12 protein-coding genes and 1 rRNA gene are annotated in these 15,934 nt (G+C 30.1%); 12 read left to right on the top strand and 1 reads right to left on the bottom strand.

Annotation, left to right across the window (positions count from 1 at the left end; all coding sequences use genetic code 11):
• The first annotated feature begins 9 nt into the window (after positions 1 to 9).
• From VP395_RS12810 to VP395_RS12865, 12 genes are all read left to right on the top strand, one after another.
• On the top strand, positions 10 to 423 hold the full coding sequence (locus tag VP395_RS12810) for a hypothetical protein (protein WP_346242411.1): 414 nt from the start codon (positions 10 to 12) through the stop codon (positions 421 to 423).
• 21 nt (positions 424 to 444) lie between these two features.
• Positions 445 to 1,287 carry a GNAT family N-acetyltransferase gene (locus VP395_RS12815; protein ID WP_346242412.1) on the top strand — a complete coding sequence of 281 codons (843 nt, stop codon included), beginning with the start codon at positions 445 to 447 and terminating at the stop codon, positions 1,285 to 1,287.
• A 265-nt stretch (positions 1,288 to 1,552) separates the two neighbouring features.
• Positions 1,553 to 3,235: a T9SS type A sorting domain-containing protein gene (locus tag VP395_RS12820; protein ID WP_346242413.1), complete on the top strand. Its 1,683-nt coding sequence runs from the start codon at positions 1,553 to 1,555 to the stop codon at positions 3,233 to 3,235.
• Between the two features lie 104 nt (positions 3,236 to 3,339).
• The gene (locus VP395_RS12825) at positions 3,340 to 3,621 is read left to right on the top strand and encodes a Bor family protein (protein WP_346242414.1); all 282 of its coding nucleotides are present in this window, start codon (positions 3,340 to 3,342) and stop codon (positions 3,619 to 3,621) included.
• A 647-nt stretch (positions 3,622 to 4,268) separates the two neighbouring features.
• Complete coding sequence (locus VP395_RS12830) at positions 4,269 to 5,678, top strand: DUF5689 domain-containing protein (RefSeq protein ID WP_346242415.1); 1,410 nt, start codon at positions 4,269 to 4,271, stop codon at positions 5,676 to 5,678.
• A 288-nt stretch (positions 5,679 to 5,966) separates the two neighbouring features.
• Positions 5,967 to 7,694, top strand: coding sequence for a tetratricopeptide repeat-containing sensor histidine kinase (locus VP395_RS12835; protein WP_346242416.1), 1,728 nt, complete (start codon positions 5,967 to 5,969; stop codon positions 7,692 to 7,694).
• Positions 7,691 to 8,440, top strand: a complete 750-nt coding sequence (locus VP395_RS12840) for a LytR/AlgR family response regulator transcription factor (RefSeq protein WP_346242417.1) — start codon at positions 7,691 to 7,693, stop codon at positions 8,438 to 8,440. The genes VP395_RS12835 and VP395_RS12840 overlap by 4 nt, the downstream gene beginning before the upstream one ends.
• A 186-nt stretch (positions 8,441 to 8,626) precedes the next feature.
• Complete coding sequence (locus VP395_RS12845; protein ID WP_346242418.1) at positions 8,627 to 9,295, top strand: porin family protein; 669 nt, start codon at positions 8,627 to 8,629, stop codon at positions 9,293 to 9,295.
• 391 nt (positions 9,296 to 9,686) lie between these two features.
• A complete protein-coding gene (locus VP395_RS12850; RefSeq protein ID WP_346242419.1) occupies positions 9,687 to 10,820 on the top strand; it encodes a glycosyltransferase family 9 protein in 1,134 nt (377 codons plus the stop codon).
• Positions 10,821 to 11,002: 182 nt separating this feature from the next.
• Positions 11,003 to 12,097: a glycosyltransferase family 4 protein gene (locus VP395_RS12855; RefSeq protein ID WP_346242420.1), complete on the top strand. Its 1,095-nt coding sequence runs from the start codon at positions 11,003 to 11,005 to the stop codon at positions 12,095 to 12,097.
• Between the two features lie 31 nt (positions 12,098 to 12,128).
• Positions 12,129 to 13,973, top strand: a complete 1,845-nt coding sequence (locus tag VP395_RS12860) for an ABC transporter ATP-binding protein (RefSeq protein WP_346242421.1) — start codon at positions 12,129 to 12,131, stop codon at positions 13,971 to 13,973.
• Entirely contained in the window at positions 13,970 to 15,238 is a 1,269-nt protein-coding gene (locus VP395_RS12865; protein WP_346242422.1) for a glycosyltransferase, read from the top strand. Before VP395_RS12860 ends, VP395_RS12865 begins: the two co-directional genes overlap by 4 nt.
• A 400-nt stretch (positions 15,239 to 15,638) precedes the next feature.
• Here VP395_RS12865 and rrf read toward each other — a convergent pair.
• Positions 15,639 to 15,745 (bottom strand): 5S ribosomal RNA (gene rrf, locus VP395_RS12870).
• Positions 15,746 to 15,934: the final 189 nt, after the last annotated feature.

A 15,934-nucleotide genomic window follows, 5' to 3' on the forward strand; every position in this document is an offset into this window, starting at 1 on the left:
GAATTACAAATGGTCAATCTTAGCTTTTATTTTTCCGTGTTTTTAGCAATATTATTAGGAAGTTGCGAATCACATTCAGACTATTATTTTGAAGAAAGCCAATCAAGAGTAATCGATTCACTAAGGCATTTAGGGCACTATGAATATAGCTCTCGACTGAATGATTCTTTAACGATTATCTTAAAAGGTTCAAATAATAATCTTGTATCCCAAACAACTTACAATACAATAGAATCTCTTACTAAAAAGCTAACAGAGTCAAAAGATTATGGTTGTTATGTAATTAACTGGCAGACACCAGAAACTACACAAAAATACACCGATGTCATTTTACTGGAGCGGAACCCAAACACGGGCATTATCATTAGAATGTTTACACGCAATAAATACTTAATTGAAAAACTTCCGGAACACTCTTATTAATCCGCCTAAAAAAGTAAAATCATGATAACATTTAATACACTTGAAAGAACGGACTTAAATACTATATTAGATACTTTTAATTCTGCCTTTTCAGATTATATTATTCCTTTAAAATTTACGAATGAAAGTTTTAAAAATAAATTAGAAAATGATAGAATTAACCTCAATTTTTCAATTGGTGCATTTGAAAATGGTAAATTGATTGCTTTCATTCTTCATGGTTTTGATATTATTAAAGGAAAAAAAACATTTTTCAACGCGGGTACGGGTGTTGTCCCCAATAAAAGAGGTTACCAATTAACCACACAGTTGTACAATTACATCCTTCCTAAATTTAGAGAAGAAAACATATCACATATTATACTAGAAGTTATTACTAGCAATATTAGAGCTTTTAAAATTTATGGAACTATTGGTTTCAAAACCAACCGAATACTTCATTCTTACAAAGGCACCGTAAAAAAATATCCACAGGAATCAAAGTATCTTATAAAACAGTTTGAGATTGACGACTGGAAAAAAATAAGGTCCTTTTGGGATTTTAGCCCATCGTGGCAAAACAACATTCAAGCTATTAATAATGTTACAAAAACACATATATCCATAGGTGTTTTTGAAAACGATTGTCTTTTAGGATATCTATGCTTCAACCCAAAAAACAAGCTAATAAAACAATTTGCGGTAGAAAGCACAAAGCGACGTAATAGTATTGCTTCCCTCCTTTTTGACCACATGAGTCACAATTATTTTTCAGATTTTTATATAATAAACATTGAAAGTTCCGATTCAGCAACCATAAAATTTCTTGAAAACTATGGGCTTAGTAAAGTATTTTCTCAATATGAAATGATTTTAGAAATATAAAGTCTTATATAACTAAATAAAAAATCATCAAAGATAATCTGTCTATTCAACCAACTCGCCTCTCCCATTATTGATTAAACAACTATAAATTTTAGTCAATAATTTGAATTGCCCATTCATGTATCAAATAATCATGTTCAATACTTTTTTCCGTGCTTTCATACATTTCAATTATAAAATAGCAAATGTTACCAAGTATTTTTGATTTGTTAGATTTTGGGCCAATACCAATTAAAAAATTGCTTTTAATTATACTATTTTAAAAATGAATAAAAAAATATACTTTTTAACCTCTTTAATACTTTTATTATACACCAATTTAAAAGCTCAAACCTTTAATTGGGCTGGAACTTATGGCGGCCAATCTCATGATGTTGTTTACAAAATACATGTAGATCATGAAGGAAATATCTATTCAACAGGTTTTTACAATGATAATTGTGACTTCGACCCTACTGAAGGTTCTTACATCTTAGAACATAGCTTTGATGCTGATATTTTTGTTTCTAAAATAAACAAGAATGGTGAATTGGTATGGGCAAAAAGCATTGGTGGGTTAGCTAATGACAGCGGAAAGTATATAACTACAGATACAGAAGGCAATGTCTACATTACTGGAACATTTGAAGAAACTGTAGATTTTGATTCTGGTGCAGGCACATTTCTTCTTACTTCTTCGGGACAAACAGATGTATTTATACTAAAACTTGACAAAAATGGAAACTTTATTTGGGCTAAAAGCTTTGAGGGAGAAGATATAGAACAAACCGCTGGTATAGGTCTTGACCACTTTGGAAACATATATATTGCTGGAGATTTCCATGGCACAGTAGATTTTGACCCAAGTACCTCCATTTTCTCTCTAACACCCAAAAAAGACGGCGAAGGTTACTTAGCTAAGTTAAGTACAAATGGTGATTTTATTTGGGCTAAACAATTTGGCGGACCTGGAATTGTTACCACTATGAAAGTATTAAATGATGGTAGCACATATATTTCTGGATTGTTTGACGAAACAGCCGATTTTAATCCTGATAACCATGTTGATTTCTTCCTGACCGTACCTGACAATTATCATGGGTTGTACCTATTACAATTGAATAGTGACGGAAACTTCATCAAAGCCAATACTATTGCTACAACCGATTTTCAATGTTTTACAATGGATTTGGATTTGGATAGTGAAGGAGCTGTTATAATGACAGGATATTTTAGTGGAAAAATACAATTTGAAGTTCCTGACAGTTCAATTTCTTCTGATATATTAAGAATGTATTACAACTCATTCGTGGTAAAAGTAAATCCAAATGGACAAAATGAATGGGCTAAACTATTAAGCAGTGACCTGGGATTTAATACAGCTATGGCACTGGCGATAAACAAACAAGATGAAGCACTAATTTACGGCTATTATGCTGGAAGTTTTAGCAGTAACCAAATAACACTTACAAAATTCCCTTCAGATAATAGTGCCGAGAATTACGTGCTAAAAATTTCAAATAATGGAGTTACCACAAGCGGATTAAAATTTGGAGGTGCTATGAGTGTTTATAGTTGTGCTATTAAGATTGATCAGGCTGAAAACATCTATTTATCCTCAGGATTTCAAAACACAATAGATATAAATCCTATACTTAAACAAACCCTACAAAAAACAGCTATTAACATGGTGGACAGCTATATAATAAAATTAAATGATAATGCTTTATCTATTCCAGACACTTATAATGAAACATTGATTTTTTATCCCAACCCAACTACAAATAAAATAATGATTACTAGTAAAATACCTTTAAATGAAAAAGAATATAATCTTTTTGATGCAACTGGTAAATCTGTTATTTCAGGTATGCTTGACAATTCACAAAGTATTGATCTTTCTCAACTAACTAAGGGTATGTATTATATAAAAATTGAAAATACTACTTATAAAGTTATGAAGAAATAAAATCAATAGTATAAGCCAGTTGCAACCAATGCACAAACGAAACTCTAAATGAGTATTATTAATAAATGTTTAATTTAAATTAAAAAAGAATGATTAAAAATTCAATGAAAACGATTGCAATATTATTTGCTTTATCAATGTTATTATCTTCTTGCTACTCTTATACAAGTGTTGTAGGAGAAGGAGCCAAAGGAAATTCACAAATAACTAAATGGAATCATTATGTTGTTTATGGACTGGCTCCTGTAGGAGTTTCTGATTCTAAACAAATGGCAAATGGTGCTGAAAATTATACAGTTCACACTAGACAATCATTTGTAAACGGATTAGTTTCAGGCTTAACTTTTGGACTTTACACTCCAACAACTACAACAGTAACAAAATAGTAAACGAATTAACAAAGAGAGGCCATTTGAAATTGCCTCTCTTTTGATTAAAATAATGATGAGAAAAACAAGTTTTTACATTTCAGCAATAATTTCTATAATATTACTAGTTAATATAATCCAAATATTAACTAACGATTTTAAAAGATTAACTGAATATGGGTTTGGATATTTAATTGGAAAAATAATCCTTTTAATAATATTTTTAGCAATAACCTTTTTAACGAAAAAGTATATTTTTAAAAAGAAAAAAACCGAATAAAGCACAGTTTACAAAGCCGTGTAAAAAACATTGTCTTTTTTTATTCAATCGTTTGGTCGTTGCTATGTTTGCTAACTTCTGATGTTCCTGCGAAAAACCCTCGCTCATAAACACGCATCGTTCCTTACATAAAAACGATATTTTTAATTTTCTTTCACAACAATTTTATTCCCTTTCATTACAATACATAAAAATTAGACAACAAAGCCGTTCTATTTTTGCTTCAAATAAATTAAGGCATCAGAGTCTAAACAATCAAAAAACGAACAATCAAAAAAATAGAATCATTAGTTCCTTTGAACTGATGATTCTATTAAAAACCAATTTTCTGCAATTCTATGTAGGATAGAAAATTTTAAAATAAAACATCAAAAAACAAAACACAATGAAAACACAAAACTTTATTCGATTATTACACTATTTTCTTTTTAGCTTAATACTTTTAAACTGTAGTGAAGATGAAGAGAATTACCTAGTTGATTCATCTAAAATATCATTTGCAAATCCTGCGTATACTATCGAGCCTGGAATGAGTTCTACTACCATTCATTTAAAATTAAATACTAAAGCAATAACAAATGGAATTATTACAGTAGAATTATCTGGAAGTGCTTTGTATAATACTGATTATACAACAATCCCGCAAGCTATTAATAATAAAATAGACATTAAAATTCTACCCAAAACAAAGGATACAAGTTTTGTAGTACATCGCAGTAATCAAAATTTAACTACAGAGAAAAAGATAAATCTGAAATTAAAAAATCCAACTACTGGATTTTCATTAGGAAACAATATTGCATCTGAAGTAAAACTAACTGCTCAAATACCTACTGGTAACAAACTAAATTTTGACACCGCAGCAGGAACTGTTTCTGAAGGTAATTCAACAGGAATTGTAATTGGATTAAATACTACAAATACAGTATCCAATGGAAGTCATGCTAGAGTTAAACTTATAGTGCCCGAAGGGATTGTGTATGGTACACATTTTAAAACTGAACCTGTACCCGTTTTAAACGAAATATCTCTAGAATTCAATCAAAATGCCCAAAGCACAAGCTTTAAAATCACACCAATAAATGACAATTTGGTTTTAGGCGATTATTCGATAGAATTTGAAATAATTGAGGCTACAGGTGGTTTAGAGATTGGAGCAAACAAAGTATTTACAGCAACCATTCTGGAGAATGATAACGCTACAGGGGTTATTAATACCATTGCACAATTAAGATCCAAATTTAACGAAAATCAAAATAATTGGTACTTACCAGCAGAGTATTTAATTGAAGGAGTTATAACATCAAACGGAAATACAGCTGATAATAATTCGGTATACATTCAAGATGCAACAGCTGGTATCTTGATACGATTTAACACTCCAAGCATCTTCCATTTAGGTGATAAAATAAGGTTAAATCTTGCAAACGCTACAGGAACATACATTAACGGTCAAAAAGCTATAAATCAAGTGAGTTTAAATGGATTCGCTAAATATTCTGAAAACATATTTGTAGAAGCTGAAACCATAACAATGGCTCAATTCCGCTCAGGAAATTATGAAGGTAAAAAAGTTGAAATTGAAAATGTGTATTTTCTAAATGCAGATAACAAAGAAACTTTTTATGGACAAAAAATTATAAGACATGGTGCAGACATGGCCGCTGTAATCACTTATGCGACAGCTTATTTTAGCAACTTCTTGGTTCCTCAAGGAACATTATCTATTACTGGAATTGCGGGAGACTGGGGAGCTCTTATGCCTCAAAAATACAGTCACGACATAAACTATTAGTATATTAAATCTTGGATAAAATAGTGGTAATTTTAATATGTTTTCCTTTATAGTTAAGCTATCGTATTATTTAAGTTTGAAAAGGCATTGAAAGTAAACTTTAATACAATAAATGATTTTTATAACATGTTCATTACTAAATAATTCACTTTCATTACTAAAATATATTTTTTTTCATTTTTTAAATTAATTTTGATACCACAACTCGATCAATTACTGAAATGTTACTTTATCAATGGTTACAACATGAAACTAAGTTTAGCTAATCTAACATTTAAAGGTTGCTTTATGCTACTTTTTTTGATGTTATTATCAAAAAATACATGCGCTCAAGTAGCAAAACATTCCGATTACTTAGAAGAACTGAGCGTAATGATTAGGAAAACAACAAATAATCCAGAAGTAGGTTTAAAGACTGCCGATTCACTCATCACTATTGCAAAAAAAACAAATAATATAAATAATTACGCCATTTCATTGCTTGCAAAAGGAGCAGCTCTCTCTTTCATGGGTAAAAATAGTGAAGCCCTCGAAATAGAATTGAAGGCATATGCTATTTTTGATTCCATAAACGATAATACGGGGAAATCAATAAGCTTACTCAATATATCTTATGTGCAGATGCATCTTAAAAAATATAGAAAAGCACAAGATTATTTACTTCAGGCTTTAAACATTACCGAGAAAGATAATAGCAGGCTCTTAACAAACATTTATGCCAATTTAGCAAGCTCTTCAGTAGAGTTGGAACATTACAATGAAGGGATTAAGTATTATCAAATGGCATTGTCTCATTTCAAGAAAATTGAAAATTTTTATGGGGTGTCTATTTCCTATCACGGGATATCTATTGCCTACCGAAAATTACATAACAATACTCTAGGTGAAAAATATGGATTGTTAGCATTAGCCAGCCAAAAGAAAACCAATTCCGACTATGCCCTATCAATGATAGCTTTAAATTTAGGTGATATTTACTTGGAGCAAGGCAAATTAGATACTGCAAAAAAATATTTAGACATTGGTGGCGAAGCATCAAAAAAGATTAATTACCCGCATCACAAAGAAAACTATTATGAAAATATGGCCAGATGGCATAAACTTAATAAAGATTACAAAAGTGCACTTGAATACTACGAAAAATATTCAATAGTCAAAGACTCTATATATTCCTTGGAAAATGAAAAGATTAGCAGCGAAATAGAAGAAAAATTTCAAAATGAATTAAAAACCAATGAGATTAAATTATTAAAAACTCAAAAAGAATTAGCAACCGCAGAAATCGAGAAGAATAGATTTTGGGCACTCATACTCATATTAGTAACTATTTTATGTTTGGCAGCCATTGTGGTTTTATATCAAAATTATAAGGGAAATAAAAAATCGAATGAGTTGTTGCGGTTAGAAAAATTACAGCTAGCTGAAAGAAACCAACTTCTGGAAAGCGAAAACATCTTGGTACAATTTGAAACTTTAAGAACCCAAGTAAGCCCCCATTTTTTGTTCAATTCTTTAAACGCATTAACATCCCTAATTAAAACAGATAAGGAGAAAGCTCTAAGGTTTACTAAAGAATTTTCTAAAATTTTCAGAAACACATTAGAATTAAAAAAGAAAAACCTCATTACGTTAAAAGAAGAACTAGAACATGTTAACTCTTATTTATATCTACAAAAAATGAGATTTGACTCCAATCTAAAAATCAATATTAGCATTGATTCCGAGTATTTTAATGATTACCTACCCCCTTTTTCTTTACAAATGGTTATTGAAAATGCCATTAAACATAACATTATCACCGTAGAATCACCTTTACATATAGAAATAAATGCTAAAGATTCTTTCTTGGTTGTTACCAATAATCTTCAACCTAGACAAGTTACTGAAGATTCTACCAAAACAGGTGTAAAAAATATTATATCTCGTTACAAATACATCTCGGAGTTAGAACCAACATTCGAAATTACAAACAACCTTTTTTATGTAAAACTACCACTAATAAAAGAAGAATTATGAAAGCTGTAATCATTGAAGATGAAAAATTAGCATCAGACTATTTAGAAACCTTGCTTCAAAAAGAAAGTTTCAATATTAATGTTGTGAAGATCATTGATAATGTAAAAGATGCCATCCAATGGCTTTCACAACATACTGTAGATGTTATTTTTCTTGACATCCATTTAGGTGATGATACTAGTTTTTCAATTTTTGATAAACTACACATTAACACGCCTATTATTTTCACAACAGCCTATAATGAATACGCCATAAAAGCTTTTAAACTTAATAGCATTGATTATTTGCTAAAGCCAATAGATGAAGACGAATTGAAAGCTTCAATTGATAAATTAAAAGATAGAATTTCAAACTCCAATTCCTTTAATGTCCAGAAAATTTTAGAGGCAATGCAGCAAAAGGAAGATTATCAAGAACGGTTCATGGTAGTTAGTGGACAAAAAATAAAAAGCATTCTTATTGATCAGGTTGCATATTTTTTGTCTGAAGGACGCTATGTGAAATTAGTAACCAAAAACAATGAAAAATATCTCTTAGACCAATCATTGGAAAATCTAGAGAACAAGCTAAACCCTAATTATTTTTATCGTGTAAACAGACAGGCCATAGTTAGTTTTGCTAGCATTCAACAGATGATTGTTTGGTCTAAAAGTCGAGTAAAATTAGAATTAAGTCCTGTTGCCGAGTTTGATGTTATTGTTAGTATTGATAAATCTGGTGAATTCAAAAAATGGCTTAATCGATAAATATTCTCTTGATTATTAATAGTTAAACACTACTATAAAATTAGTATTCCTCACATTTAAAACCCTTTCACATCAAAATTTCTTGCTTTCGTTTCACTTTGAAATGTTGAATGCCTTTAGCTAATATATATTTGCTCTATAATAGAAATAGATCTATTAAAAATCATCAATCAAAACACGAACATTATGAAATTTATAATTTTAATTACAATAAGCTTAACGCTATTGGTTTGCAAAATAGCTACTGCACAAGAAGTAAAATGGGGTATTAAAGCGGGAGCAAACATGTCCACTTTAAAAACCGATTTAGATGGTGAAAACTTTTTACTTGGATGCCATATTGGAGGACTTGCAGAATTTGAATTAAGCGAAAAATTTTCATTACTACCAGAATTGTTATATTCTTTGGAAGGAGGAAAAATTAAAGGTTCTTTTCATTTTGAAGATGAAGGTACAACTTTCAGTATAGACTATAAAGAAGACATCATGTTATCTTATTTACAACTACCCATAATGCTAAGATATGAAGTAGTAAAAAACTTGAGTTTGGAAGTAGGTCCACAAATTGGTTATTTGTTAAGTGCAAAAAGTGATTACTACGTTAAAACACAGTTTGATGATGAAATCATGACAGATTCTGGCTCTGAAAAAATCAAAGACCAAATAAAATCCTTGGATCTTGGATTAAACTTTGGTTTGGGATATGAATTCAATAACAAGATGCTTATTCAAAGTAGATATCATTTAGGTCTATCTGATATAAACGATTCTGAAACGAGTATGAATGAAGATTCTACCAATAGAGGAAGCATAAAAAACAATAGCTTTCAGGTATCTGTAGGTTATAAATTTTAGGAGTTTAATTTTAGTTTTAATTAAAATGGGGTTTCAAAATATAGAAACTCCATTTTTTAAATACAACCATTCATTAATAATACTTTAAGCAAAGGGGTCGTAATTTTATTATCATATTGATTCTACCGACCATTCTTAACTTCTCCTTAACCATATTTATAGCTCTCCAAAAACATAGGCTAATCATAAAAAAGAGTAATCTAACAAGTAACATTTAACATTTGTTAAAAGCAACCAATTTATTTTTTTGCATCTAAGTACTATACCTCTGAAATTCTAAGGAATATTAAAAATATTCTAAAGTTTGAAGAAGGACAAAGCATCAATAAAAAAATATTATTAAATAAGTTTTTATAAAAAATAACATATAAGTTCTAAAATATCTTCAATTATGAAAGTCTTAATTATTCAACAAAAAATGATTGGTGATGTTCTTTTAAGCACGATGCTTTGTGAACAAATCAAAAAAAACATTCCGACTGCCAATATCCACTATTTAATAAACTTAAATACGGAAGCTGTTGTTACTAACAATCCACATATTGATAGCATCATTTTCTTTTCTAAAGATTTACGAAATAGCAAATGGTTATTTTACAGGTTTTTGGAACTTATAAACCAAGAGAATTATGATGTTGTTATTGACGCCTATGGGAAATTGGAGAGCATATTGGTGAGTTTGTTTTCTAGATCCAATATTAAAATCTCAATGGATAAATGGTATTCTAGGGTTATATATACAAAAACCTTAAAATATAAAAGAACTGAAGCCTCTAATTTAGGTCTAGCGGTTGAAAATAGATTAAAATTACTCCAACCACTTTTTGGTGATGTAAAAGAAAAAGCAAGTCCTCCAAAAATATATTTAACAGATAATGAAATATTAAAGTCCAGATTGTTTTTAGAAAATAACGGTGTAAATTTTTCTAATCCAATTCTTATGATCAATATTCTTGGAAGTAATAAACAGAAAACATACCCTCTGTCTTATATGGCAGAAATTATTGACCATATTGCTTGTCAAAAAGATTTTACTATTTTATTTAATTACATGCCTTCGCAATTATCGGAGGCAAAGGAACTTTATAATAGATGCTCGCCCAAATCAAAAGCTAAAATCAAGTTTGATATATATACCTCTTCATTACGAAAATTCTTGGGTATCTTGTACCATTGCAACGCACTTATAGGTAATGAAGGCGGAGCAATAAATATGTCAAAGGCACTTAATGTACCAACCTTTAGTATATTTTCTCCCTGGGTCGAGAAAGCTACTTGGGAAACTTTTAAATATGTTAAGTATCATATATCAGTTCACTTAAATGATTATAAGCCTTTACTTATTGATGGTAAATCTACGAAGAAATTAAAAAAAGACGCTCTATATCTATATAGTAAATTCGAACCTTTACTTTTTAAAGAAAAGATCAATCATTTTCTTGACGAAAATATTCTTATAAAAAAGACACAGTTAACTATAAGCCTATTCAAAGAACCGCAAGCAACAGCGTGTGTAAAAGTTTAACCAATATTAATTGCTGATCAATTTCTTTTTTATCAAAATTCAACCATATATTAAAGCAACCTTTTCTTTGTTTTTTCATCTATACACCATGTTATTATTCTCTCAATGTTTTAGAAATAACATTCGTATCATATAAAAACAATTCTAATAATTAGTGTATTAAAAACCCACAAATCATACTTATGAAAAAAGCATATCCATATAAAAATATTTTTCTAGAAACACACAATATAAAAAACCTGCACAGTGGTTTTGGGCAATTCAATTTTAATTTGGCTAAAGCCTTAAGTAAGGAAACCGAATTTTTAAACGATCATGAAATAGTTCTTAATTGTAATAATGATAGCGTAAAAAAAGAATTGAATGGTAATATCTCCTTCAATAAATATTTGCCAATAACGAGATATCCACTTTTTAGAATCAAAAAAAAATTTAATTTGTGGCACTCGGTTAACCAAAACACAAAAATAGAACCTGCTTCTAAAAATGTTCCATACTTATTAACCATTCATGACGTAAATTTTTTAGAAGAAGAATCTGGGAAAGGTTTAGATTTCAGGGTCAATCAACTCAAGAGCAAAATTAAAAGAAGTGCTGCCATAGTATATGTTTCTGAATTTGCCAAGCAAAGCACCCATGCTCACTTTCATATTCCAGATATTCCAGAATATGTAATATATAATGGAAATAATTTCAACAATAACCCAGCGAGAAACATAGAGATCAATAACACTAAGTACAATCCAAACAAACCTTTTATTTTTTCAATTGGACAAGTGGTTGAAAAAAAGAATTTTCATACATTGATAGAAATGTTAAGGTTTTTAAGCGATATCGTTTTGGTTATAGCTGGAGGATTAAACACTGCATATGCTGAACTTCTAAAAGAAAAAATACAATATTATAAGTTAGAAAATAGAGTTGTTTTATTAGGTAATATTTCGGAATCAGATAAAATTTATTACTACAAAAATTGTCATGCTTTTGCTTTTCCCTCTTTACGAGAAGGCTTTGGACTGCCTGTTCTGGAAGCCATGACATTTGGTAAGCCTGTATTCCTTTCTAACAAAACATCTTTGCCTGAAATAGGCGGTACACATTCGTTTTATTGGGACAATTTCGATGCAGAAGAAATGGCAAATGTTTTTGAAACAGGAATGTCTATGTTTGAAGGCAACAAAGATATATTTAAATCTGCTTATATAAATCGTTCCCAACAGTTTACTTGGGAAAAAGCAGCCAAACAGTATACAGAAGTATACAAAAGTATCTTATAGTCACATCCTCTTTCTTATAATTCCCTAATTAATGAAAAACTTTAAAAGATTTCTTAAATATCTAATTCCTTATAAAAAATTTCAAATTTTAAGCATCGTCTTTAATATTCTATATGCCCTTTTTTCTTCAATATCCATGCTTTCCTTATTGCCAATGGTAAAAGTTCTGTTTGAAGAGGAAGAAAAACTAAGAGAAAAACCCATGTATAATGGAATTAAAGATTTTAACTTAAATTATTTAGAAAATTACCTTAACTACTTCATAACCAAACTCAATGATTCTAAAGGCTCTTTAATAACCTTAATAACGGTTGTTGCTTTTGTTTTAAGTGCGTTTTTATTAAAAAACTTATTTAGCTATCTCTCCATTTTATATATGACTTATTTGAACAATGGTATTTTAAAAGATTTAAGACAGGATGTTTATGATAAAATTATAAGTTTAAATGTAGCTTTTTTTTCCAATGAACGTAAAGGAGACCTTATAGCTAGAATGACTTCAGATATTAATACCATAAAAGTGTCCTTTATGGGGGTCCTAATGATGATAAGAGAACCATTAACCATCCTATTCACACTTGCAGGTATGTTTGCCATAAGTTGGAAGTTAACAATTTTTGTTCTCTTTTTTATTCCTGTTTCAGGATTCTTAATCTCGAAAGTAAGTAAAAACATCAAGAGTCAATCGGGCGATATTTTTGCCTTAGAAGGTCATTTATTATCCAATATAGAAGAAACATTGGGAGGCATAAAAATTATTAAAAACTTTACTTCAGAAAATTATTTTTCAAAAAAATTCAAAGACTTAACAGAAGGCATAAATACGCTTAATAATTCTATTGGCAAAAAAATGAGCTTATCTACTCCTGCCAGTGAGTTTCTTGGAATTCTAGTAATTTCCGTGCTACTGGTTTACGGAGGCTCTTTAGTGCTTATTGATAAATCTTTAAGCGGTGGTGCTTTTATGGCCTACATGGGGCTTGCCTACCAAATTTTAACCCCTGCAAAAGCCATTACAAAAGCAAATCATGCTTTACAAGGCGGAAATGCAGCTTACGAAAGAGTCGCATTTATTTTAGATGCAGAAAATCCATTAAAGGACAAAACGGGTGCCAAGGTAATAAGCGAATTTACCAAAGAAATAAAATTCAATAACATCTCTTTTAAATACAAAGAGGACTATGTTTTAAAAGATTTTAACCTTACCCTCCCTAAAGGAAAAACCGTAGCTCTAGTAGGAGAATCTGGAAGCGGAAAATCGACCTTAGCTAATTTAATTACTCGTTTTTATGATGTAAACGAAGGCAGCATCACTTTTGATGGTGTTGATATTAAGGATGTAACCACTAAATCTTTAAGAGAGCAAATGGGCATTGTGGCTCAAGATTCTATTTTATTTAATGATACCATTGCAAACAATATATCATTAGGCATCAACGATGCAAATGAGGAAAAAATTATTGCCGCAGCAAAAATTGGAAACGCACATAATTTTATTTCCGAATTCCCTGATAAATACCAAAACAACGTAGGCGATGGTGGTAGTTTACTTTCTGGTGGTCAGCGTCAGCGCATTGCCATAGCTAGAGCGGTAATCAAAAACCCTCCTATAATGATTTTGGACGAAGCCACTTCAGCATTAGATACAGAATCTGAAAAATTGGTGCAAAATGCTCTTGAAAACATGATGGAAAACCGTACCTCTTTGGTAATTGCCCATAGACTTTCTACCATTCAAAAAGCAGATCTTATTGTAGTAATGAAAAAAGGGCGAATTGTGGAACAAGGTACCCATGAAGAATTATTAAGAATAAATGGAACCTATACCAACTTGGTTTCACTGCAATCTTTAGAAGTTAATTTAAACATTTCATGAAAACACATCAACTAGGGCTTAATATTATTGGCTATACCGATAGTATGTTTGGCTTGGGCGAAGCCGTAAAATTAAATATAGAAGCAGCCAAAAAACTTAATATACCAATTAATATAATAAATTATGAAAAGATTAAGCGGCAGTCTAATTACAAATACGAATTTAAATACTCAATAAATTTAGTTCAAATTGCAATAAACGATCTAGATACATTTTTAAGCATTATTGATCCTGAGTTTTTTAATAATAAATATTCCATTCTTTTTTTAATGTGGGAGTCTGAATATTTTCCTTCTAAATTTAAAGAAACAATAAACCTTTTTAATGAAATATGGACAGCATCTACCTACTGCAAGGAAATATTTAAAAAAGTATATAATGGTCCTATAATTACCGTTCCACATCCTGTTGAATTGAGCCTTGAACCTATAAAAAACCAAGAATCTATATCGTTTTTTGATAAAAACAGATTTAGCTTTTTATTTATTTTTAGTTACCACAGTTCTATAGAAAGAAAAAATCCATTTTTCTTGGTTAAGGCATTTATTGAAGCTTTTGGAAATAATAACAATGTTGAATTAATCATCAAAACAATAGGAGCTCAACAGTTTAAGCAATCAAAAAATAAATTACATAAACTACTATCGGATCAAAATAACATTAGGATAATTGATCTAGATCTAGACAAAAACAGTGTAAATCATTTAATAAATAATTGTGATTGTTATGTTTCGATGCACCACTCAGAAGGATTTGGACTAACCCTAGCTGAAGCTATGAATTTGGGAAAACCTACAATAGCTACCAACTATTCGGGAAATACGGAATTTATGAATGATAACAATAGCTTTTTAGTAGACTTTGAACTTGGTTTTATTGAAAATCCAGATAACAATTTTTGTTCTAAAACCTTATGGGGAAATCCAAACATGTTATCTGCCATTAAAAATTTAAAGGAAGTTTATATTAACTCCGATTTAAGAAACAGGAAAGCTTTGAACGCTAAACTATTTGTTAATGAAAAATTATCATTTTATACTGTAGGATCCATTATCAACAATCGATTAGAACAGCTTTATTCAAACTTTGATGAATTATCCGTTAATGAAAAACAAAACGCCTATCTACTAAATCAATTACAGCTTGCAAAAAAGGAAACAGCACACCTTCAAAGACAAATTCGAAGAATGAAGAAAAATATAATTATCCATTTTATTTTAATTTTAAAAGATACTGTTAGAAAATTTAAAGGGAAAAAATTTTAATTAACATTAAACTTTATTGTTATCAAATGTTGAACTATTATTTCTGTATTGCCACTAAAAAAGAGACACTCGCAGATGTATCTCTGTAGTTACTGTGTACAAAACAAGCAAAGATAAAGAACAGGACATTTGTCCCAGAAGTATTTAGCAAAACAGGTACTAGACAGAAGCGGGTATTTGCTATACAAAGCTCCTGATAAATGGTCCGAAAGCCAAAAAGGGATCAATCTCAAAAGTTGTGTGTGAAGATTAAAAATAGTTAGATCTTTGCACTAAAAAAGACATTGGAAAATACTGTTCTCTCAATATTCAGATATTCCGGATCCGAAAATTTTATCAAAAAACACAAAAGCATATAAAAACAAAAAGCCCCTTCATTTTTCAATGAAGGGGCTTCCAAAAAAGGCAACGACCTACTCTCCCACAATGCAGTACCATCGGCGCTAACGGGCTTAACTTCTCTGTTCGGAATGGTAAGAGGTGAGCCCCGTCGCTATAACCACCTTAAGTCATAGCTGCTCGCTATCGGTTTTTACACCTTTAGCATCCAGCGTTTTGATTAAAAATCAAAACAAATATCTTAACATATTGAAAAACACCCTAAGGGTGACATACACAAAAACAAATAATAATCTATTTATTGAACTTTATAAAAAAACAGGCGTACAATAAGCCTATGGGTTATTAGTACTACTC

This window comes from Mariniflexile soesokkakense, from assembly GCF_039650365.1.
Classification (GTDB): domain Bacteria; phylum Bacteroidota; class Bacteroidia; order Flavobacteriales; family Flavobacteriaceae; genus Mariniflexile; species Mariniflexile soesokkakense.